The sequence below is a fragment of the Pseudomonas sp. BIC9C genome, assembly GCF_034541995.1.
Lineage (GTDB): Bacteria > Pseudomonadota > Gammaproteobacteria > Pseudomonadales > Pseudomonadaceae > Aquipseudomonas > Aquipseudomonas fluorescens_CC.
Genome location: NZ_JAWDGM010000006.1, coordinates 102,420 through 122,987 on the forward strand (window position 1 = coordinate 102,420; position 20,568 = coordinate 122,987).

At 60.9% G+C, this 20,568-nt stretch carries 18 protein-coding genes; 1 reads left to right on the forward strand and 17 read right to left on the reverse strand.

The features are described 5' to 3' along the window. Window positions 1–3: 3 nt before the first annotated feature. Genes efeO (RS887_RS24130) through efeU form a run of 4 tightly spaced genes read right to left on the reverse strand, consistent with a single transcriptional unit; the run spans window position 4 to window position 4,231 of the window. Window positions 4–828 carry an iron uptake system protein EfeO gene (efeO, locus tag RS887_RS24130; RefSeq protein ID WP_322617366.1) on the reverse strand — a complete coding sequence of 275 codons (825 nt, stop codon included), beginning with the start codon at window positions 826–828 and terminating at the stop codon, window positions 4–6. Between the two features lie 27 nt (window positions 829–855). Beyond that, entirely contained in the window at window positions 856–2,166 is a 1,311-nt protein-coding gene (gene efeB / locus RS887_RS24135; protein ID WP_322617367.1) for an iron uptake transporter deferrochelatase/peroxidase subunit, read from the reverse strand. Next, window positions 2,163–3,383 (reverse strand): iron uptake system protein EfeO, encoded by a 1,221-nt coding sequence (gene efeO, locus RS887_RS24140; RefSeq protein ID WP_322617368.1) that lies wholly within the window; start codon window positions 3,381–3,383, stop codon window positions 2,163–2,165. The genes efeB and efeO (RS887_RS24140) overlap by 4 nt, the downstream gene beginning before the upstream one ends. Before the next feature lie 8 nt (window positions 3,384–3,391). Beyond that, window positions 3,392–4,231: an iron uptake transporter permease EfeU gene (efeU, locus tag RS887_RS24145; protein ID WP_322617369.1), complete on the reverse strand. Its 840-nt coding sequence runs from the start codon at window positions 4,229–4,231 to the stop codon at window positions 3,392–3,394. Window positions 4,232–4,784: 553 nt separating this feature from the next. Here efeU and RS887_RS24150 point away from each other — a divergent pair. Next, entirely contained in the window at window positions 4,785–5,801 is a 1,017-nt protein-coding gene (locus RS887_RS24150) for an AraC family transcriptional regulator (RefSeq protein ID WP_322617608.1), read from the forward strand. 106 nt (window positions 5,802–5,907) lie between these two features. On the opposite strand, the gene RS887_RS24155 is transcribed toward RS887_RS24150, so the two are convergent. The 13 genes from RS887_RS24155 to arnB all read right to left on the reverse strand — a co-directional run bounded on the left by RS887_RS24155 (window position 5,908) and on the right by arnB (window position 20,540). Further along, window positions 5,908–6,378, reverse strand: coding sequence for an LEA type 2 family protein (locus RS887_RS24155; protein ID WP_322617370.1), 471 nt, complete (start codon window positions 6,376–6,378; stop codon window positions 5,908–5,910). 57 nt (window positions 6,379–6,435) lie between these two features. Next, on the reverse strand, window positions 6,436–7,908 hold the full coding sequence (locus RS887_RS24160) for a nucleobase:cation symporter-2 family protein (protein WP_322617371.1): 1,473 nt from the start codon (window positions 7,906–7,908) through the stop codon (window positions 6,436–6,438). 97 nt (window positions 7,909–8,005) lie between these two features. Then, complete coding sequence (locus RS887_RS24165) at window positions 8,006–8,713, reverse strand: HPP family protein (RefSeq protein WP_322617372.1); 708 nt, start codon at window positions 8,711–8,713, stop codon at window positions 8,006–8,008. Between the two features lie 162 nt (window positions 8,714–8,875). After that, the gene (locus RS887_RS24170; RefSeq protein WP_322617609.1) at window positions 8,876–10,054 is read right to left on the reverse strand and encodes an MFS transporter; all 1,179 of its coding nucleotides are present in this window, start codon (window positions 10,052–10,054) and stop codon (window positions 8,876–8,878) included. Window positions 10,055–10,144: 90 nt separating this feature from the next. Beyond that, window positions 10,145–11,737, reverse strand: coding sequence for an ArnT family glycosyltransferase (locus RS887_RS24175; protein ID WP_322617373.1), 1,593 nt, complete (start codon window positions 11,735–11,737; stop codon window positions 10,145–10,147). Window positions 11,738–11,742: 5 nt separating this feature from the next. Further along, window positions 11,743–13,122: a UDP-glucose/GDP-mannose dehydrogenase family protein gene (locus RS887_RS24180; RefSeq protein ID WP_322617374.1), complete on the reverse strand. Its 1,380-nt coding sequence runs from the start codon at window positions 13,120–13,122 to the stop codon at window positions 11,743–11,745. Then, window positions 13,119–13,520 carry a 4-amino-4-deoxy-L-arabinose-phosphoundecaprenol flippase subunit ArnF gene (gene arnF, locus RS887_RS24185; RefSeq protein WP_057397666.1) on the reverse strand — a complete coding sequence of 134 codons (402 nt, stop codon included), beginning with the start codon at window positions 13,518–13,520 and terminating at the stop codon, window positions 13,119–13,121. The genes RS887_RS24180 and arnF overlap by 4 nt, the downstream gene beginning before the upstream one ends. After that, the gene (gene arnE / locus RS887_RS24190) at window positions 13,517–13,861 is read right to left on the reverse strand and encodes a 4-amino-4-deoxy-L-arabinose-phosphoundecaprenol flippase subunit ArnE (RefSeq protein WP_322617375.1); all 345 of its coding nucleotides are present in this window, start codon (window positions 13,859–13,861) and stop codon (window positions 13,517–13,519) included. Before arnE ends, arnF begins: the two co-directional genes overlap by 4 nt. Next, on the reverse strand, window positions 13,858–15,507 hold the full coding sequence (gene arnT / locus RS887_RS24195) for a lipid IV(A) 4-amino-4-deoxy-L-arabinosyltransferase (RefSeq protein ID WP_322617376.1): 1,650 nt from the start codon (window positions 15,505–15,507) through the stop codon (window positions 13,858–13,860). The genes arnE and arnT overlap by 4 nt, the downstream gene beginning before the upstream one ends. After that, window positions 15,504–16,388: a 4-deoxy-4-formamido-L-arabinose-phosphoundecaprenol deformylase gene (arnD, locus tag RS887_RS24200; RefSeq protein ID WP_322617377.1), complete on the reverse strand. Its 885-nt coding sequence runs from the start codon at window positions 16,386–16,388 to the stop codon at window positions 15,504–15,506. The genes arnT and arnD overlap by 4 nt, the downstream gene beginning before the upstream one ends. Next, window positions 16,388–18,379: a bifunctional UDP-4-amino-4-deoxy-L-arabinose formyltransferase/UDP-glucuronic acid oxidase ArnA gene (arnA, locus tag RS887_RS24205; protein ID WP_322617378.1), complete on the reverse strand. Its 1,992-nt coding sequence runs from the start codon at window positions 18,377–18,379 to the stop codon at window positions 16,388–16,390. Before arnA ends, arnD begins: the two co-directional genes overlap by 1 nt. Continuing rightward, the gene (arnC, locus tag RS887_RS24210; protein ID WP_322617379.1) at window positions 18,376–19,395 is read right to left on the reverse strand and encodes an undecaprenyl-phosphate 4-deoxy-4-formamido-L-arabinose transferase; all 1,020 of its coding nucleotides are present in this window, start codon (window positions 19,393–19,395) and stop codon (window positions 18,376–18,378) included. Before arnC ends, arnA begins: the two co-directional genes overlap by 4 nt. Next, a complete protein-coding gene (arnB, locus tag RS887_RS24215) occupies window positions 19,392–20,540 on the reverse strand; it encodes a UDP-4-amino-4-deoxy-L-arabinose aminotransferase (protein WP_322617380.1) in 1,149 nt (382 codons plus the stop codon). The genes arnC and arnB overlap by 4 nt, the downstream gene beginning before the upstream one ends. Window positions 20,541–20,568 lie beyond the last annotated feature (28 nt).

The window sequence follows — 20,568 nt, forward strand, 5'->3', positions numbered from 1 at the left end:
AACTCAGTTCAGACCCAGCTTCCCACGCAATGTCGACAAATCTTCAGCCAAGGTATTGACCGGCCCGACCAGTGCTTTGCGGTCGGCGTCCTTCACTTTGTCGTAGGTCTCGAAACCGCCATCGCTGGTCTTGTACCTGGCCAGGATCTTGTCCACGGTGGCGAAGTTCTTGTCGACCTTGGCCACGAAAGCGGCGTCCTGCTTCTCGATCTGCGGACGGAACAGGTCGACGATTTTCTTCGCGCCGTCGATGTTGCCCTGGAAGTCATAGAGGTCGGTGTGGCTGTAGCGATCTTCTTCGCCGGAGATCTTGGTCGCCGCGACTTCTTCGAGCAGTGCAGCGGCACCGCCCACGACTTTTTCAGGCGGGAAGGTCAGGCCGGCCACGCGGGTTTGCAGGTCCTTCACGTCCTTGTTCAAGCCGTCTGCCAGTTCCCCCAGGCCTTTGCTGCTTTTTTCCGAGAACAGCGAGTATTCGAGGCGGTGGAAACCGGTGAAGTCTTCGGCCTTCACGCCTTTTTCGTGGTCATCAACGCGGGAGTCGATGGACGCGTCCAGGTCACTGAACAGCTCGGCAATCGGCTCGATCGACTCGTAGTAGACGCGAGTCGGCGCGTAGAGTTTTTGCGCGGTGGCCAGGTCACCTTTTTTCACGGCGTCAGTGAATTGTCGGGTGTGGCTGGCCAGTTCATCCAGTTGCCCGGTCACGTAGATCTTGTAGTCCGAGACCGGCCCCACCAGGTCCATCGGCGCTGTCGCTGCGTATGCCGAAAGCGAAGTGTTGAGCAAGCCAAGGGTCAGCATTAACGCGAGGGGTGACTTCTTCATGGGGCGGTTCCGTGAGGGTTGTTGTGGTCAGGCGGTTGTTTTTGATGGATGTGCGGGTTGTGTCGCCTCAAGCAGCGAACGACCGATGAAGTCCTGGTCGCCGCTGACACCGGGCAAGGTGAAGAAATAGCCGCCGCCGACCGGCTTGAGATATTCCTCCAGCGGTTCGCCGTTGAGCCGGGTTTGCACGGTGATGAAGCCTTTCTCCAGGTCGGCCTGGTAGCAGATGAACAGCAGTCCCATGTCGAGCTGGCCGTTCTTGTTCGCGCCGTTGGAGTAGTTGAACGGCCGGCGCAGGATCAGGTTGGCCCGGGTTGCGGCAGTGCGCGGGTTGGCCAGGCGAATGTGGGCGTCGAGCCGCGTCAGCTTGCCTTGCGGATCCTTGCTGTAGTCCGGCACTTCGGATTCGTGGGCACCGCCCATGGGCGCACCGGTGCTTTTGACCCGGCCGAGAATGCTTTCCTGTTCCTGCAACGGCGTGCGGTCCCAGCGTTCGACGAAGTTGCGGATGATTCGCACGGCCTGATAGCTGCCGTTGGCTGACCACGCGGGTTCATCGCTGCCGGGCTGCACCCAGACGATGCTGTCCATGGCCTTGGCGTCGTTGGAATCGGGGTTGGCCGAACCGTCGCGGAAGCCGAGGAAGTTGCGCGCGCTCTGCGCCGGCACGCCGGGTTTCGCCTGGGCCTGGGGCGGCACGCTGCCTTCCTGTTTCCAGCGTACCAGCAGCAAGTCTGGCAGGTTTTTCACGATGTCACGCAGCGCGTGGATGTTGGTGTCGGTGGTGTTGGAGCAGAACTGGATGCTCAAGTCGCCATGGCAGCAATCGGCTTCCAGCGCATCGTTGGGGAAGCCGACCATGCGTATCAGCCGCTTGGGCTTGGCATTGGCCAGGCCGAAGCGTTCATCGAACAGCGATTCGCCCACCGACACCGTAACGGTCAGGTTATCCGGGGTCACCACCGAACCGAGGATGCCCGAGTCCACAGGTGGCAGCTTCGGATCGACCTGGGCTACCGGGCCGCCCTTCATCAGGAACGCAATGCGCTGGTTCAGGGTGCGAAACAGTCGCTCAAGGTCTTCACGGTCGCTGGCCAGCACATCGAAGGACACCAGCATGCCGGCCGCCGGGCGCGGGGTAACAATGCCGCTCTGGTGCTGGCCATGGAACTCGTGGCAGTAAGCGGTTTTGTCGCTGCTCGGTGCTTGCGTGACTTGCGCGGGGCTGGCGGCCATGGCCGGGCAACTGAGGGCTGAGCCGGCGAGGGTGACACCGGCGGCGCCCATGCCCATCAGTACGCGGCGGCGCTGGGGGTTGAATTGCTCTGGATCGTTCATCGGTTTGCGTCTTCTGCTAACAGGCCGGAAAGGCCAAGGGCGGGATCGATTCCATCGAGTGCGGTGGCCAGTGCCTTGGCCTTGTCGGCGATCTGTTTGCGCTGCTCGACGCTGACGCTGTCGTAGCTGGCGTAACTGGCGCCGACCTTGAAACCATTGAGTTCAGCGTCGAAAGCGTTGAGGGCGCTGTCGATTGTCGACAGCAACCCGGTTGCGGATTTGCTCAGCAACGGACGCAACAGGTCGACGACTTTGCGGGTGGCGTCGAGGTTGGCGGCGAAGCCGTTCAGGTCGCTATGGCTGTAGCGTTCTTCTTCGCCGCTGCCGGCGCGGACATCGGCGATGCCGTTGAAATTGCGCACCATGATGCTCACCAGTTGCTCCGGCGGCAGTGACTGGGCCAGCAACTGTTGTTTGAGGCTGGTGACGTCCGTCAGTAGACGCTGGGCAATCGGCGTCAGGTCCACGAGATCGCGTTGTTGGAACAGTGCGTATTCGATGCGGTGGAAACCCGTGAAGCCCGGGTCCTGCTCGCGTTTTTCGAAATAGTCGGCGCGGGCATTGATGGCGTTGTCCAGTTCCGCCAGACGTTGAGCGGCAGGCGCCACACGCTGATACGCCGCGCGCGCAGGCCCATACAAGGCTTGCGCCTGGCTCAGGTCACCGGACTCGATGGCTTGCTGGAGGGCGGTGACGGCTTTGATCAGCGCGGTGCCCTGGCTGCTCAGGTACACGCGGAACTCCGACAGTGGCCCGATAAAAGCGACCATCGACGGCCTGGCTTTGGCGGCGGCGTCGGAGGCAACTGTCGGTGTGACGTGCAAGGTGCCACGGGGATTGCTCAGCAGTCCGCAAGTGACGCTGTAATCGCCGGGCAGCAGGTTGGCGTTGATGACCTGACTCAAACCGGGTGCGATGTTTTCCCGTTCTTCGATCACCAGCACGCCGTCGAGGATTTCCCATTCCACGGCGCGCTCGGAGCGGTTGACGATGCGGAAACTGGCGCGCCCGGCCGGGACGGTGAGGGCATTGGGTTCACAACTGTGCGGGTGGATGGTCACCATCACTTCATCGTGGTTGGTTTGGCGTTTGGCCGCCGCCAATTGTGCGGCGTAGTAGAACAGGCCGCCGGCGGCGAACATTACGATCGCCGAGCCGGCCACCGCCCAGCGCAAGGCGCGGGGTGGGGAAGCCTGGGATGGGGCTTGATTTGGCATGGGAGCCCTTACTGGCTGGATACGGAAGAGGTTTGCCTGGCGGGTGCGCCGGCCGGGGAGAAGAACATCACCAGCGCCACCAGCAGATAGATCAGATACGCACCCAGGGTGCTGACGGTCGGCGCATCCTGGTAACCGAACATGCCGGCCAGCACCGAACCCAGCGGGCTGTCCATCGGCAGCGTTGCACTGAAGTCGAAAAGTACCGTTTGTAGATGGTTCCAGAGCCCGGCTTCATGCAACGCCTGCACCGAGTTGGCGAGGATGCCGGCCGCCACCACCTGGATGAACAGGCCGGTCCAGCGGAAAAACGCCGCGAGGTTCAGGCGCATGCTGCCGCTGTAGATCAGGAAGCCGATGACGATGGCCAGGACCAGGCCGAGCAGGGCGCCAATCGGTGCTGCCGGGCCCTGGCTTTGCTGGAATACCGCGAGCAGGAAGAACACCGTTTCCAGGCCTTCGCGGGCCACGGCAAAAAACACCATGGCGATCAGTGCAATCACCTGGTGTCCGGAACCGGTCAACGCGTGGTCGAGGGACTCGTGCAGTGAATGCTTGATTGAGCGCGCCACTTTGCGCATCCAGAACACCATGGAGCTGAGAATGCCGACGGCTACCAGTCCAACGACGCCTTCAAACAGCTCCTGTTGTTTCTGTGGAAACTCGGCACTGACCAGTTCCAGGCCACCGCCCACCAGCAGGGCGAGGGTGACGGCAAGAAACACCCCGATCCACATCGCCGGCAGCCACTGGCCGCGACCGGTCTGTTTGAGGTAACTGGCGATGATGCCAACGATCAGCGCGGCCTCGACACCTTCGCGCAGCATGATCAGAAAAGGAACCAGCATTCAGTGACGTCTCGAACTTAGATAGGGAGCTAAGTTGTAACATAATGACACTCATTCACATATGGTATTGATTGCCAATTACCTGAACCTGAGCTGAACGAGCCTTAAGATCAGCCCCCCCTGTAGGAGCGAGCTTGCTCGCGAAAAATGTCAGGGCAACGCGGGCATCCAGACACCCCGCGTCATCGTTGACGTCCATCGCGAGCAGGCTCGCTCCTACAGGAGATTGAGTACAGCCATGAAAACCAGGTCGGACCGCAGGCCGCGGGCCCACGGAGCAGGACCGGAGCGAGGGAATGCCGAGCCTTGGCGAGGCACCGAACGTCAGGGGCAAGAGCCTTTTGGTTACTTTGGGGCTTTTCCAAAGTGACCCGCTGTAAAAGCGGAACCATAAGTAGCCGTTACCGCAGGAACGGATATGTACACCAGTAAAAGACACGTCGCCCAACACACCGCCTTCGCGAGCAAGCCCGCTCCCACAGGATCTGCGTTGAGTGGGCGGTTTCGGCTAATATGCCCCCCACTCGAACAAGAACAGGGCTTGCCGCGATCCATGTCGGAAAAAGACACCATCTCCATCCAACTGGTGCGTGAAGCACTGTTGCAAAGCTGCGCACCAGGCATCGCTATGGACGAGGTGCTGATCAAGGTTGGCATCGACCCACAGCTGTTGGGTAACGCCGATGCCCGTGTGCCGGCCACGGCTTATGCGCGACTGTGGCGATTGCTGGCACGGCGCGGGGATGATGAGTTTTTTGGCATGGACCCACGCAAACTGAAATCCGGCAGCTTTGCGTTTCTGTGTCGCAGCGCCATGCTCCAGCCCAACGTGGCGGCGGGGCTGGCCAGCGGCCTGGCGTTTCTGTCGTTGATCCTTGAACACCTGCCGGCGCAGTTGGTGCGTCAGCAAAGCCTGGCGGAAATCGTCCTGCTGGAGGACGACAAGGACCCGCGCCGGGCCTTCACCTATTTCACCTACTGGATGATCGTGCATGGCGTTGCCTGCTGGCTGGCAGGGCGGCGGATTCCGATTCTGGCCATCGAACTGCGTTGTTCGAAACCGGATTTCTGCGATGACTATCAGGTGATGTTTTCCGAGAACCTGCGTTTCGACCGTCCGCGCACGCGGATGATTTTCTCCGCCGATTGCCTGGATTTGCCGATCAAGCGTAGCCCCGAGGAACTCAAGCGATTCCTGGCCCAGGCGCCGGCGAACATTCTGGTGAAGTACCGCGATCCGCAGAGCCTGGCCAGCCGTATCAAACATGATCTACGCCACCTGCCGGCCGAACACTGGCCGGAAACCGAAGCCCTGGCACAACGCCTGTGCATGTCGGCTTCAACCTTGCGCCGTCGACTGGCCGAAGAAGGGCAAACCTATCAAGGCCTCAAGGATGGCGTGCGCAAGGAACTGGCGATTGTCTGGCTGGCCGAGCCGGCGATCAGCTTCAGTGACATCGCCACGCGGCTCGGGTTCGCCGACGTCAGCTCGTTCTACAAGGCGTTTCGCAAGTGGTCGGGGTCAAATCCGGGGCATTACCGCAGCCTGATTCTCAATGACATCGAGTGAGTTCAGCGGCGCAATGACCACTCATCGCGAGTGATTTCCCGGATTTGCTTCGGGGGAAGTCCCGCTGACAAATTGAATGGCATCGGTGCGGATCAAGCGCAGGTTTTCAACGGCTTCCAGTGATCGACCCTGGCAGATTGAGCGTGCCACTGTCCACGAAACGCGTCGTGTTGAACACCCCGCCCGAGAGTTTGCCGTGCAGGATATAAGGCAGGTTGTTGAGTGATTTCATCTGGCTGATGCCATAGGTCTGCCGGATCGCCGAAAACGCCGAAACGCTGACTGGCACGCTCACGACGGTGTCGGAAAAACGCCCGATTTCGCCCCGCTCATCGGTGACGCCAGAGGCGAATGGCTGGCCGTTGATGTCCAGGTCCAGGGCGACGCCGCTATAAGTAAGGTTGATGTCATTGGGGTTCTGCACGCGGATTTTCACGGCAAAGCGCACTTCCATGCCTTCACCTTGCAGGGGCTCGATGCCCACGACGTTGACTTTCACCGGGTCTCTATAGGGCAGCGAGGTACAGGCGCTCAGGCAGAGCAGGAGGGAAATCAGGACCGCGTGGACGCTGCGCATGGACGTGCTCTCATCTGAAAAGGGCTGAACCGCCAGCGGCTCAGCCCTCGAGCCCGTCTAGCGGTTTGACTGTGCGACCGCCGCAGCCTTTGCCGGTTCATCCCTGGGGGTCACATCGGGGTTCTGCATCACCTGAAGCACGGAGGCCTCCGGATCGAATTCGTCCTCTTCCAGCTCGATGAATTCCTCGGGCAGGAAGATATTAAGAACGATAGCGCACAGCGCGCCGACGGTGATGGGCGATTCGAAAATGTTGTGCAGGGCCTTGGGCAGTTCGCGCAACACTTCCGGCACGGCGGCCACACCCAGGCCCATGCCGAGCGAAATCGCCACGATCAGCATGTTGCGTCGATGCAGGCCGGCCTCGGCGAGAATCTTGATCCCGGCCACGGCGACGGTGCCAAACATCACCAGCTCCGCGCCACCCAGCACCGGCTTGGGCATCAACTGCAACACGGCCCCGATCATCGGGAACAGACCGAGCACCACCAGCAGGCCGGCAATGAAAAACGCCACGTAGCGACTGGCCACGCCAGTGAGCTGGATCACCCCGTTGTTCTGGGCGAAGGTCACCATCGGCATGCTGTTGAACACCGCTGCCATGGCCGAATTGAGGCCGTCGGCGAGCAGGCCGGACTTGATCCGGCGAATGTACACCGGGCCTTTGACCGGTTGCCGGGAGATCATCGAGTTGGCCGTGAGGTCACCGGCGGCCTCCAGCGGCGAAACGAGGAAAATCACCGCCACCGGAATGAACACCACCCAATCGAAGGAGAACCCGTACTTGAACGGTACCGGTACACTCACCAGCGGGACTTCGGGCAGGCTGGTGAAATCCACTTGGCCCATGAGCCATGCCACCACGTAGCCCAGGGTCAGGCCGATGACGATCGCTCCCAGGCGCAGAAACGGCACGTCCACCCGGTTCAACACCACGATGGTTCCCAGCACCAGCGCCGCCAGGGTGAGGTGACTGGCAGCCCCCAGGTCAGGGGCGCCGAAGCCGCCGGCGATGTCGGTCATGGCCACCTTGATCAGCGACAAGCCCATCAGTGTGATGATCGTTCCAGTCACCACCGGGGTGATCAGCATGCGCAGTTTACCGATGAACTGGCTCAACACCACTTCAATGAACGCGGCAAAAAAACACACACCGAAGATGGTCGAGAGAATCTCCTCGGTGCCACCGCCCCGGGCCTTGACCATGAAGCCGGCACTGAGAATCACACTGATGAACGAGAAACTGGTGCCTTGCAGGCACAACAGGCCGGAGCCCACCGGGCCAAAGCGCCGCGCCTGCACGAAGGTGCCCAGGCCGGAGACGAACAGCGCCATGCTGATCAGATAAGGAATTTCGCTTTGCAGCCCCAGGGCGCTGCCCATGATCAGCGTCGGGGTGATAATGCCGACGAAACTCGCCAGCACATGTTGCAGGGCGGCGAAGACGGTGGCGGTCAGGTGCGGGCGGTCATCGAGGCCATAAATCAGGTCGCTGTGGCGTGGAGCAGGGGCTTTTTCGGAGGCGGTCATGGTGGTTTGCGTGCCAGAAGGCGGGCCGGGTCAGAAAATGGAGGCGCAGGATGCCAGAACCGCCCGGCCACGGCAAAAGAACCTCAAAAACAGTGGCTTACAGTCGTGGAGCGAGCACCTCGCCAACGCTGCGGCGTTTGGCGTGCAGTTGGCTGGCCTGGATCAACTGTTCGAGGTCCTCGGGTGTGACGTCATAGAACGCTTCCATATCGGCCAGCGCCAGTTTCAGGTCTTCGGCGGTGATGGTTTGACCGTCGACCGGCGGCTGACCGGCCGGGATCATGACCACCGGTTCGCTGGCGCCTTTGGGGTAACGAATGCGGGTCAGGTTGTTGTAGGCCAGGGCGCAGGTCAGCATCGTCGCCGCGCTGAGCATTACCGGTTCAATGGCTTTCCAGCCCATGGCAATGGTGGCCGGATCGGCCAGTACCAGGGTCAGGGCCAATGCTCCTGCCGGTGGATGCAGGCACCGCAACCAGCACATCAGGATCAATGCCATGCCCGCGGCCAGGCAAGCGCTACCGAGGGTTCGGCCCAGCACATGGGCCACCAGCAACGCAATTACCGCGGCACTCAGGTAGCCGCCCAGTATCGACCAGGGTTGGGCCAGTGCGCCCGAAGACACGGCAAACAACAGCACCGCCGACGCCCCCAACGGGCCGATCAGGTGCTGGGCCACCTCAATGCCGAACACCTGGGCACAGAGCCACACGCTGAGCAGGGTTCCCAAGGCCATGCCAATGGCGGCTCGGCTCCATTCAGTGGGGCGGGTGTTGATGGCGGCGGGCAACCAGCGAGCAAGCATTCCGAGAAAAACTCCGGCAGAAAAAAGCGAGGCAAAAAAAAAGGGCTTGGCTGGGAGAACCAGAAAGCCCTTGAAGGTGTTCCAACTGTTGGGGGAGGAACGCGCACAGTGTGCCGTTCAATCCTGCTGCTGACAAATTCATATTAATGAGTTTTCAGTGCATTAATTTTGCTTTGAATGACTCCGTCGGCCGCTTATGTAACACAGCAAACCACCCACGGCAGCGAGTGCACTCAAGGCATAAAACATCGTCGGTGCCGGGGTGTGCATCAACATGAAGCCGCAAATCATCGGGCTCAACGCGCCGCCAAGCGCAGCAAGGTTTTGCGCCCCGTAGTAACTGCCGCGCAGTTCTTCCGGTGCCAGGGTGTCGACGAAGAGAAACTCGGCCGGGTAAATAATGATTTCACCGAGGGTGAAGATAAACATCGCCACGCACCAGCTCACCAGGCTGTCTGCCAGGCTGAAGCCGATCAGCCCGAGGATGAACAGGCCACTGCCGGCAACGATCCATTGGCGCAGTTGCTCGCGCTTGAGAAAACGCCCGATCTGGTATTGCAGCAAGATCACGCTGATGGCGTTGCAGGCGAGCAGGGCGGCCATGATTTCCATGGTGTGGCGGGGATTGCTGATCACCAGCAGGTACTGCGACAGGTAAAACGTAAATCGCCCGTGCACCACCGTGCTGAGCAGGCAACCGGCGGTGAACGTGATCAGGGTGCGGTCGTTTTTCAGGGTGACCAGGGTTTTGAGAAAACTCTGCGCTTGACCGGTCAGAGAAACACTGGCCGGGTTCCCGGGAATGCCGGTCATCAGGAAAATACTGAAAAAAGCGATGGCCGCAGCGATCAGGAACGGCGCACTGGCAAAGGCGCCGGCGATCAACACACCGAGCATCGGCCCGACAGCGTAGCCAATGTTGGTCAGCGTATAGCTCAGGGAAAACGCCTTGGCGCGCTGTCCGACCTCAAGGTTGTCGCTGAGGATCGCTTTCGAACCGATCAGGAACAGCGATGAGGCGGTTTCGGTGACGATCAGGGTGATTGTTGTCAGGTAGAGGTTTTCAGCAAAGGTCAGCAACACCAGGCCGATCGCGCTGGAGGCCATCGAGAGAACAAGCAGTCGGCGTTTTTCGAAGCGATCAATGATGTAGCCGCCGTAGAGTGAGAGCAGGGTGGCGACGAACACCGCAATGCCGAGCAGCAAGCCAACGTCCTGTTGGTTGAGGCCAAGCTTGTCACTGACGAACAGAGTGAGTAATGGGCTGGTGATGGCGCGGCTGACGACGATGGTCAGCGAGCAGATCAGCAGGCGGCGGATGAGGGGGGAGTAGGTGGTCACGGCGTGAATGTCCTTATTCGATCGGGCCGGCATCAGCCCGATCATGAGCGCTACTCTAGCAGCCGGACGATTCGATTGTTGCCACGGGATTTACTTGAGGTGCAGCAGCACGAAATCATTCTTGTCGAAGCGTCCGCTCAGTACGGGCGGCAATGCACCAACAGCCGTGCCTTGCAATGTCTTGTACGCGGTCAGGTCCATCATCAGCCACGCCGGGCCCTGCAGGGCTTCAAGTTCCGCAGGGGAGTCGGTGAAAACCGGGTGCAGTTCCTGCGGGATGTTGACCATGAACTTGATGGCCTTCGCGTCTTTGCCCATCCCGTGCATCACCAGCGGTGCCGGGGTTTCTTGCACCCGTTCGAACACCTCGCGGCTGAAGGTCCGGGTATCGTAGAGCTGTCGTTGAACGGGCTCGAATTGCAGGATGTAGAACGACCAGAGTGCCAGAATCGCGCAAAGGGCCAATGCCTGTGCTCGCTGCGCTCGCCAGCGGGGTTGCTTGAGCGCTGCCACAGCGACCACTTGCAGCACGCCAAGCATGATGAACAACGAAGTGAGGTGAGCCACTTCATCGGGAAATTTTCGTCGTACAACCAGCAAGGTCACGATCAGCAGCCCCGGGATCAGCAGCCACAGTCCCAGCATCAACCCCCGCAGCCAGGCAAACAATCGACCCTGTGTGGCGTAAAACGGATAGGCCGCCACGATTGCCGCCATGGGCAGCATCGGCAGCAGGTAGCGGGCTTTTTTCGCCTGGGGGATCGAGAGGCCGATCATCACGATCAGTCCGGCGGCGACGCAGTATTGCAACAGGCGCAATGCCGGGCCGGTTTCCCGGCGGCCGGAGATTCCGACCGCCAACAGTGCCAGCACCGCCAAGGGCCAGGCCAATGCGTAATTACCTACCGAACTGGTGAAGTAATACAGCAAATCGTTGGAACCCTCGGTGCCGTCCATGCGTCCCATGAACTGCATGCGAATCACGTCTTGCAAAAACGCCGGGCCGCCACTGACATCTGCCCGCCACAGCAATAAACCGATACATCCTGCCAGCAGTACCGATGCCAGCAATCCGAAGACAATCAGCCGTCGCCATTGGCAATTGACCAGAAAATAGCTGCAGAGCATCCCTGTCGGAATGACCAGGCCGATCGGCCCGCGAATCCAGAAGCCGAGCATCAGCAAGGCAAAGATCAGAACCTGGCGCCGCGGCGCCGCGAAGTGATCGGCGGCATAGCCCAGGTAGAACACGCTGAACGCGACGGCCGCCAGCATCAGGTCGAGGGAAACGGCGCGGGTTTCCGTGATGAAGGTGTTGGTCAACAGCATCAAGGCGATGCTCAACAATGCCCAACGCGTGGAATAGGGCGCCAGCAGGCGGTACATCAATGTGACGATGACCGCTGCGGCGATGGCGCTCGGCAGCCACGCGGTCAGGCTGGTGACCTGGCCGAATGGCAGTGAGAGCAGCCAGATGAATATCGTTGAAAGTCCCGAATAGTCTGCATAGGGCTGGCCATAGGTCGTCGGAAAAAACGACGGCCCATTGCGCAGCATCTCCTGGGCGAACAGCACGAAGCGCGAATCGAAACCGATGGCCGCCTGCTGATACATCCCGGCGCAGAACAACAACAGCGCCAACAGACCCAGCGCGAGGGACTGTTGGCGGATGTGAGGGATCATGAGGTTCAGGCGACCACTGATTCGGTTGACCATTGCTGGTAAGGCATTGGCAATTTGCGCGATTCGCCCCGGCCGATCGGGAAGTAGGTGAAACCGATGCGTGCCAGGCGGTCTGCGTCGTACAGGTTACGGCCGTCGAAGATCACCGGTGCATTGAGCCGCTGCTGGATCAGCTCGAAGTCCGGCGCCTTGAACTGTTGCCATTCGGTGCAGATGATCAGTGCATCGGCACCGGACAGGACCGACTCAGGCGTGCCCATGAGCATCAGTTTCGATTCATCGGGATACAGCTTCTGGGTTTCCTGCATGGCTTCCGGATCGAACGCACGGACATTCGCCCCGGCGGCCCACAACGATTCCAGCAACACCCGGCTCGGTGCATCGCGCATGTCGTCGGTGTTCGGCTTGAACGCCAGGCCCCACAAGGCAAAAGTCTTGCCACGCAAGTCGCCTTTATAGAACGCGTTGATGCGGTCGAACAGTTTGTGTTTTTGCCGCTCGTTGATGGCTTCCACCGCTTGCAGCAGGTCGCTGGAGCAATGGGCCTCTTCGGCGCTGTGGATCAGGGCGCGCATGTCCTTGGGGAAGCATGAGCCACCGTAGCCGCAACCGGGGTAGATGAAGTGGTAGCCGATCCGCGAGTCGGCCCCGATGCCCAGGCGTACCGACTCGATGTCGGCACCCAGGTGTTCGGCCAGCTCGGCGATCTGGTTGATGAAGCTGATCTTGGTCGCCAGCATGCAGTTGGCGGCGTACTTGGTCAGTTCGGCACTGCGCAGGTCCATGAACATGATGCGCTCATGATTGCGGTTGAAAGGCGAGTACAGGTCACGCATCACGTCGCGTACTTCATCGCGTTCACAGCCGACGACGATACGGTCCGGGCGTCGGCAGTCGGAAACGGCCGAACCTTCCTTCAGGAATTCCGGGTTGGAGACGATATCGAACTGTAAGACACGCCCGGCATTGAGCAGGCATTTGTCGATGTGTGCACGCAAGGCGTCGCCGGTGCCGACCGGGACGGTGGATTTTTCCACCAGGATCGCCGGTTGCTCGCGATGCCGTGCCACGGCTTCGCCCACCGACATCACATAGCGCAAATCCGCTGAACCGTCGTCCCGGGACGGAGTACCGACCGCGATGAACAGTACCTGTCCGTGCTGGACCGCGAATTTTTCGTCGCTGGTGAACTGCAACCGTTTGGCGTCGAGGCCTTCGCGTACCAGGCTGGCCAGTCCGGGTTCGAAAATACTCACGTGGCCCTGTTTGAGCAGTTCGACTTTTTTCTCGTCAACGTCCATGCAGACCACGTCGTGGCCAACTTCCGCCAGTACCGCAGCCTGCACCAGGCCAACATAACCGCTACCAAATACACTTATTTTCATGGGGCACTCCTTAATTCAGGCGCACGAGCAGGTCGAGAATTGATGGTAATGACGCCGAGGATGACCAATGCCACGCCAAGGCTTTTTGTAAGGCTGAACGTTTCGTTGAACAGCGGCAGGCTGGCGGCCAGCAGGTACACCAGCGCGTAGCTGATACTCAGCAACGAGTAGGCACGACCCAGGGGCAGGTCCCGCAGGGCGGCGAGCCAGCAGAGCATCGACAGGGCGTAGGCGCAGATGGCCACGAGCACCACGGCAACGGCCGTCAAGTCGATGTGAGCGGTGAGCCATTGTTCGGGTTGCGGCAGGTGACTCATGCTCCAGCGCATGCCCAATTGGGCGGCGCTGACCAGCAACACGCTGCCCAGTGCGAAGGTAATTCCGCGACTCAGGTTCATGCGTGTTGCCCCAGCAATGCCACGCCGCCGATCACCAGCGCCACACCCAGCCAGTGGCGGCGGTCGATGGTTTCGTGGAACACGAAACGCGCAACCAGGGTGATCAGCACGAAGTTCAGGCTCAGCATCGGGTAGGCAATCCCGACTTCCAGGCGTTGCAGCACCAGCAGCCACACCAGCAGGCCCAGTCCCAAAGAGGTCAGGGCCAGCCAAAGCCAGGGCGAGCGCAGTTTGTCCATCCACCCGGCAGATTGGCCGCGCCAGCTTTCCACCGCATATTTCTGGGCGATCTGGCCGAGGCAGGTCAGCAGGCAGGCGACCAGTAGCAATAGCAGGCTCATAGCGTCGCCTGAGGGATGATCAAAATCACCAGGTTGCCTTGTTCGTAGCGCTTGCCCTCTTTGGGCAATTGATCAAGTTCGCGCAGCTCTTCCTCGCCCTTGACCCGCATGACCACGCCCACCGAGCCAAGCTGGCGAGCATCGTCCATCCACTGTTGTACCTGGTCGGGGCCGACGCGCTGATTCAGCGAATCAGGATAGGCAAGGCCATATTTCAATTCGCCTATCGTGTTGAAAAAAGCCACTTCCGGGCGTTTCACCCGCCAGGACAACGCCGACGCGGCCCCCAGGTCATTGCTCAACAACTTCGCGGTCTGGCCGAGTTCCTGGGCGTGATCGAGGATGAATTGGTCAGGCGTTTTGTTGGCGACTACGGAATTGGGCAGTCCGGCAGGCACCAAACCGATGAGCAGCAGGCTGCCAAAAGCCGGGGCTGCCCAGCACTGCAACGGGCGGAAGGCCTGCAGCAGGTTGGCCATGATCCAGCCGATCAAGCCGATGAACACCAACACCAGGTTGTGCAGTTCATGATCGTAGATCGGCTTTTTCAGTTGCAGATAAACCAGGGCCAGCAGAGTGACCACGCCCGCCGCCAGGTTCAGCAAGCCGTTGATGCCCAGCACGCGACCTTGCTCCAGCTTCAAGCGGTCAGCCAGTGCATGGCCGAGCAACAATGCCAGAGGTAGCAGGCACGGCAGGATGTAGGCAGGCAGCTTGCCCTTGCTCAGGCTGAAGAAAAACAACGGCATCCACAGCCACAGCAGCAGGAATGCGATATTGGACTGGCGTCGGGTCTGCCAGGCTTGCTTCAGCGCCGGCGGCAGCAATGCAACCCACGGCATGCTGAACGCCACCAGTAGCGGCAGGTAGTACCACCACGGCGCGTCATGCTGGGCATCGTCCCCGGCAAAACGGCGGATATGTTCGTGCCAGAAGAAAAACCGCCAGTAGTCAGGCTCCTGGGCATGCACCGCCAGGGCCCATGGCAGGCTGACGGCGATGGCGACCACGACCGCCACCGGGCCGTAGACCAGCAGTTCACGCCAGCGTTTTTGCCAGATCATCCAGGGCAGGGCGATCAGCACCGGCAGCAACCAGGCCAGGAAGCCCTTGGTCATGAAGCCCATGCCGCAGGCCAGGCCCAGCACCGCCCATGCGATCAGGCGCTGACTGCGGCTGACGCTGTCCAGTGCAAACCACAAGGCCACCAGGCTCAGGTTGACCCAGAACGTGAATTGCGGATCGAGGTTGGCATACCCCGCCGAAGCGGCAATGACCGAGAAACTCATGTACAGCAGCGCGCAGGCGAAACTCTTGCGCGGTTCGTTCCACATCCGGCGGGCGACCAGGTAGCACAGCAGTACGCTCAAACCGGTGCTCAGTGCCGAAGCGAAGCGCACTCCGAAGAGGTTCTGGCCGAACAGCGCCTGACCGATGGCAATCATCCAGTAGCCGGCCGCGGGTTTTTCGAAATAGCGCACGTCCATGAAATGCGGCGACACCCAGTTGCCGCTCAGGAGCATGCCCTGGCTGATCTGGGCGTAGCGGGTTTCGTCAGGAATCCATAAGCCGTGACTGCCCAGTGGCAGCAGGTAGGCCAGCGCCACCATGACCAGCAATAACGGCAAAGCCCAGCGTTTGCTCATGCGCCTTGCACTCCCAGCCAGCCTTCGCGACCTTTGAGTGCACCGCGTACCACGCGGCCGATCGGCAAACTGTCAGGGGTCTCGGGCAACAAGTCGCCCAAGGGTTGAAAACGGATGTCCCGCTGATGTGCATCGCTCAGCAGTTGACGGAAATCGTTGGCCATCAGAATCCCTTCTACCTCGGCATGGATCGTGTAGACATTGAGTTTTTCCGGGGTGAACCGGTCCAGGATGAACGTGTTGAAATCCTTGGCGGCGACGGTCGGCCCGACCACTTCGTCGAAGGTCGGCAGGTCTACCGGTATTTGTGGAGCGCCCAGGCGACCATTGGCCAGTCTTGGCTGGAACAGGCCCAAGCCGCGACAATCGCTGTTGTAGCGAAAGCCGAATCCCTGCTTGGCTTCGATCACACGCTCGTCGGCACGCCAGCCGGCGGACGCCGAGCAGGTGATCTTTTCCCCGAGGATGTCGCTGAGGGTGTCCACGCCACGGCGTATCTGTTCGACCAGTTGTGCGTCGCTCCAGCGCCCGGCATTGGCTTGCCAGCCATGGTGATCCCAGGCGTGCAGGCCAACTTCATGCCCGGCATCCCGGGCCTGGCGCATCAAGTGCCCCAGGTCGCGGCCGATCGGTTTTCCGGGCCATGCGGTGCCGGCCAGCAGAATGTCCCAGCCATACAGGCCGGCTGCGTTGGAGCGGAGCATTTTCCAGAGAAACTGTGGACGGATGAGGCGCCACAAGTGGCGCCCCATGTTGTCCGGCCCGACACTGAAGAAGAACGTCGCCTTGACCTGAGCTTCATCAAGGATTTCCAGCAGCCGGGGCACCCCTTCACGGGTACCCCGGTAGGTGTCGACATCGATCCGCAGTCCCGCCTGCATCAGCGCTTGTCCGCGATTTCGAGCATGGCTTCACGCAGGAAGAAGTCCAGGGTGTTGCCGATGGTTTCGCTCATCTCCACGGTTGGCGTCCAGTCCAGCAGGCGCTTGGCGTTGGCGATGCTTGGCTTGCGGTGCGACACGTCCTGGTAACCGGTGCCGTAGAACGCCTTGCTTTCGATGTCGCGGAAACCGGCGAACGGAGGGAAGTTGGCGCGCAGCGGGTGAGCTTCGAACTGACGCAGCAGTTCTTCGCCCAACTGACGGATGCTGGCCTCGTTTTCCGGGTTGCCGATGTTGATGATCTGGCCGTTGCAGACATCGTTGTCGTTGTCGATGATCCGTGCCAGTGCTTCCACACCGTCGGCGATGTCGGTGAAGCAGCGTTTTTGTTCGCCACCGTCGAACAGGCGAATCGGCGTACCTTCCACCAGGTTCAGGATCAACTGGGTAATCGCGCGGGAGCTGCCGATACGGGCTGAATCCAGGCGATCCAGGCGTGGACCCATCCAGTTGAACGGACGGAACAGGGTGAAGTTCAGACCCTTCTGGCCATAAGCCCAGATCACGCGGTCCAGCAGTTGCTTGGAGACCGAGTAGATCCAGCGCTGTTTGTTGATCGGACCGACCACCAGGTTGGAGCTGTCTTCGTCGAAGTTAGGGTCCTGGCACATGCCATAGACTTCCGAGGTCGACGGGAAGATCACGCGCTTGTTGTACTTGACGCAGTAGCGAACCAGTTTCAGGTTCTCTTCGAAGTCCAGTTCGAATACACGCAGCGGGTTACGGGTGTATTCGATTGGCGTCGCGATGGCCACCAGCGGCAGCACCACGTCGCACTTCTTGATGTGGTACTCGATCCACTCGGAGTGGATGCTGATGTCACCTTCGACGAAGTGGAAGTTCGGGTGGCTGCGCAGGCGCTCGATGGCGTCCGAACCGATATCCAGGCCGTAGACTTCGTAGCGGTCGTCGCGCAGCAGGCGCTCGGACAAGTGGTTGCCGATGAAGCCGTTGACACCAAGGATCAGCACGCGGGTGCGACGCGGGGCACGACCGGATTCGGCACCGCGCAGCACGGAACCGTCCACCAGGCCCAGTTCGTTGGCCAGTTGCGGGCCGCTCAGGTACAGGCCGTTATCGTTGCGCTGGCCGGCATTGATGATCAGCGAGTCTTCACCGCAGGCGATGCGCAGCGGGTCGACGCTGATGACGCGGCCTGGCGCCAGGCCTTCGTTGCCCTTGGCGACTTCGGCGCTCCAGACAACCAGCTTGTGCTCGCCCACTGCGCAGAAGGCGCCCGGGTACGGCTGGGTCACGGCGCGGACCAGGTTGAACAGTTCTTCGGCCGGTTTGGCCCAGACCAGTTTGCCATCAGCCGGGGTGCGACGGCCGAACACGGTGGCTTTGGATTCGTCTTGCGGTGTTTCGCTGGCCTTGCCTTGCAGCAGCGCCGGCAAGGTGTCGCGCAGCAGGTCAGAGGCCGCCGCGCGCAGTTTGCCGTGCAGGCTCAGCGCGGTGTCGCTGCGCTCGATCGCAACCTTTTGCTGGGCAACGATGGCGCCCGCATCGGCGCGCTTGACCATGCGGTGCAGGGTCACGCCGGTTTCCGTTTCGCCGTTGACCAGCACCCAGTTGGCCGGTGCGCGACCACGATAGCGTGGCAGCAGGGAACCGTGCAGGTTGAACGCGCCTTTACGGGCCGTGGCCAGCAGCGTTTCGCTCAGCAGGTTGCGGTAGTAGAAGGAGAAAATGTAGTCGGGATCGAGCTTGGCGATACGTTCGATCCACAACGGGTGGTTGGCATCTTCCGGTGCATGCACGGCAATGCCGTGGCGGGCGCACAACTGTGCGACGGAACCGTAGAACGCGTTCTCCTTCGGATCGTCGGCGTGGGTGAACACCGCCGCGATCTCGAAACCGGAGGAGAGCAGGGATTCGATGCCGGCACAGCCAATATCGTGATAGGCGAAGACAACAGCTTTTGCACTCATGAAGGAACCTGATCTGAAGAAGTGGAAGTAAGGCCGTCGACGGTAACAACGGAAGCGGGGGAGGCGGGCTGGCTACGCAGCACCTTTTCAATGAAGAAGCGCGGACGTGCGCGCACGTCGCTGTACATGCGGCCCAGGTATTCACCCAGCAGGCCCATGCCGATGAATTGACCACCGGTGAAGACGAACAGTACGGCGAACAGTACGAAGGTGCCGCCACCGGCCCAGCCGGCGCCGAACACCAGGCGCAACAGGATCAAGGCCAAGGCGAACAGTACGCCCAGGGCCGCCATGCCGACGCCGACGATGCTCAGCAGTCGCAGCGGCGTGGTGGTCATGCAGGTGACCAGGTCGAACATCAGGTTGATCAGGCGCATGGGGCTGTACTTGGAATCGCCGTGTTCACGCTCGGCGTGGGTCACGAGGATTTCCGTGGTGTGGCGGGCAAAGCTGTTGGCCAGGATCGGAATGAAGGTGCTGCGTTCACGGCAGGCGAGCATGGCGTCGACGATGGTGCGTCGGTAGGCGCGCAGCATGCAGCCGTAATCGCTCATGGCCACGCCGGTGGAACGTTGCACGGCAAGGTTGATCAGCTTCGATGGCCAGCGGCGCAAGGCCGAGTCCTGGCGGTTGTTGCGTACCGTCGCGACGACGTCATAGCCGAGTTCGGCCTGTGCGACCAGCCGCGGGATTTCTTCGGGCGGGTTTTGCAGGTCGGCATCGAGGGTGATGACGACATCGCCCTTGCACTGTTCGAAACCGGCCATGATCGCCGCATGCTGGCCGTAGTTGCGGTTGAGGATGACCGCCACCACCGGGCTGCCTTCGCGGGAGGCGGCGTCTTCCAGGATCTGTGCGGAGTCGTCGCGGCTGCCGTCGTCGACCAGCACGATTTCGTAGGCCTGGTGCAACTGCTGGCAAGCCGCTTCGGTGCGCCGGAGCAATTCAGGCAGGCTGTCCTGCTCGTTGTAGACCGGAATGACGATCGAAACGAAGTTGATTGGGTAAGGTCTCAAAGGCTTCTGTCCATACAGTTTTCGATGGCACCGACGACGCGCTCGACATCATCGGTGGTCATGTCGGGGAACAACGGGATCGAACACAGCCGCGCCGAATTCCATTCGGTGTTGGGCAGGTACAGGTTGGGGTAACGCTGTCGGTAGTAAGTGTGCAGGTGTGTTGCAATGAAGTGAATACCGGTGCCGACATTCTGTTCCTGGAGGGCTTTCATGAACGCTTCGCGATCCAGCCCGCACTGCTCGGCGTCGATGCGCAGGATGAACAGGTGCCAGGCATGTTTTTGCGAATAGGCGGGGACGCTCAACGGTTGTACCGGCAAACCTTCCAGGCGCTGCAGGTAGGTCTGGGCCAGTTGAGTGCGCCTGGCGTTGATCTCGTCCAGGCGTTCCAGTTGCACCAGTGCAATGGCCGCGTTGATGTCGGCCAGATTGTACTTGAAGCCGGGTTCGACCACCTGGGCCTGGGGCTTGCGGCCGTGGGTCAGGCGGTCGTAGGCATCAACCCCCAGCCCGTGAAACTTGAGCATGCGTACCCGCGAGGCCAGGGCTTCATCGTCGCTGACGAACATCGCGCCCTCGGCGCAGGTCATGTTCTTGATCGCGTGGAACGAAAAGATCGCCGTGCCTTTGGAGCCGACGTGACGACCTTTGTAGAGAGTGCCTGCGGCGTGGGCGGCGTCTTCGATCACGGCAATACCGTGTTTGTCGGCCAGGGCGTAGAGCGGATCGAGATCGAATGCCGCACCGGCGTAATGCACCGGGATGATGGCCTTGGTGCGCGGCGTGATCGCTGCTTCGATAGTGGCCACGTCGGTCATCAACGTGTCGCGGTCGACGTCGACGAACACCGGCGTGGCACCCAGCAGGGTGATCATGTTGGCGGTGGACACCCAGGTCTGCGACGGCGTAATGACTTCATCGCCGGGGCCAATGCCCAAGGCCAGCAGGGTGATATGCATCCCGCCGGTGGCCGAGGACAGTGCCACGGCATGTCGGCAACCGACGTAGTTGGCGAAATGTTCTTCCAGTGCCTGGTTCTTCGGACCGGTAGTGATCCACCCGGAGCGCAATACTTGCTCTACGGCAGCGATTTCTTCGTCGCCGATGCTGGGACGGGAGAAAGGGAGAAACGCCTGACTCATGGGCACCTCAGGGGCTGAAAACGTAAAT

What these genes read in the sequence shown, in the direction of transcription:
- efeO (WP_322617366.1), bottom strand. Translation starts at nt 828, where the DNA reads ATGAAGAAGTCACCCCTCGCGTTAATGCTGACCCTTGGCTTGCTCAAC.
- efeB (WP_322617367.1), bottom strand. Translation starts at nt 2,166, where the DNA reads ATGAACGATCCAGAGCAATTCAACCCCCAGCGCCGCCGCGTACTGATG.
- efeO (WP_322617368.1), bottom strand. Translation starts at nt 3,383, where the DNA reads ATGCCAAATCAAGCCCCATCCCAGGCTTCCCCACCCCGCGCCTTGCGC.
- efeU (WP_322617369.1), bottom strand. Translation starts at nt 4,231, where the DNA reads ATGCTGGTTCCTTTTCTGATCATGCTGCGCGAAGGTGTCGAGGCCGCG.
- RS887_RS24150 (WP_322617608.1), top strand. Translation starts at nt 4,785, where the DNA reads ATGTCGGAAAAAGACACCATCTCCATCCAACTGGTGCGTGAAGCACTG.
- RS887_RS24155 (WP_322617370.1), bottom strand. Translation starts at nt 6,378, where the DNA reads ATGCGCAGCGTCCACGCGGTCCTGATTTCCCTCCTGCTCTGCCTGAGC.
- RS887_RS24160 (WP_322617371.1), bottom strand. Translation starts at nt 7,908, where the DNA reads ATGACCGCCTCCGAAAAAGCCCCTGCTCCACGCCACAGCGACCTGATT.
- RS887_RS24165 (WP_322617372.1), bottom strand. Translation starts at nt 8,713, where the DNA reads ATGCTTGCTCGCTGGTTGCCCGCCGCCATCAACACCCGCCCCACTGAA.
- RS887_RS24175 (WP_322617373.1), bottom strand. Translation starts at nt 11,737, where the DNA reads ATGATCCCTCACATCCGCCAACAGTCCCTCGCGCTGGGTCTGTTGGCG.
- RS887_RS24180 (WP_322617374.1), bottom strand. Translation starts at nt 13,122, where the DNA reads ATGAAAATAAGTGTATTTGGTAGCGGTTATGTTGGCCTGGTGCAGGCT.
- arnF (WP_057397666.1), bottom strand. Translation starts at nt 13,520, where the DNA reads ATGAACCTGAGTCGCGGAATTACCTTCGCACTGGGCAGCGTGTTGCTG.
- arnE (WP_322617375.1), bottom strand. Translation starts at nt 13,861, where the DNA reads ATGAGCCTGCTATTGCTACTGGTCGCCTGCCTGCTGACCTGCCTCGGC.
- arnT (WP_322617376.1), bottom strand. Translation starts at nt 15,507, where the DNA reads ATGAGCAAACGCTGGGCTTTGCCGTTATTGCTGGTCATGGTGGCGCTG.
- arnD (WP_322617377.1), bottom strand. Translation starts at nt 16,388, where the DNA reads ATGCAGGCGGGACTGCGGATCGATGTCGACACCTACCGGGGTACCCGT.
- arnA (WP_322617378.1), bottom strand. Translation starts at nt 18,379, where the DNA reads ATGAGTGCAAAAGCTGTTGTCTTCGCCTATCACGATATTGGCTGTGCC.
- arnB (WP_322617380.1), bottom strand. Translation starts at nt 20,540, where the DNA reads ATGAGTCAGGCGTTTCTCCCTTTCTCCCGTCCCAGCATCGGCGACGAA.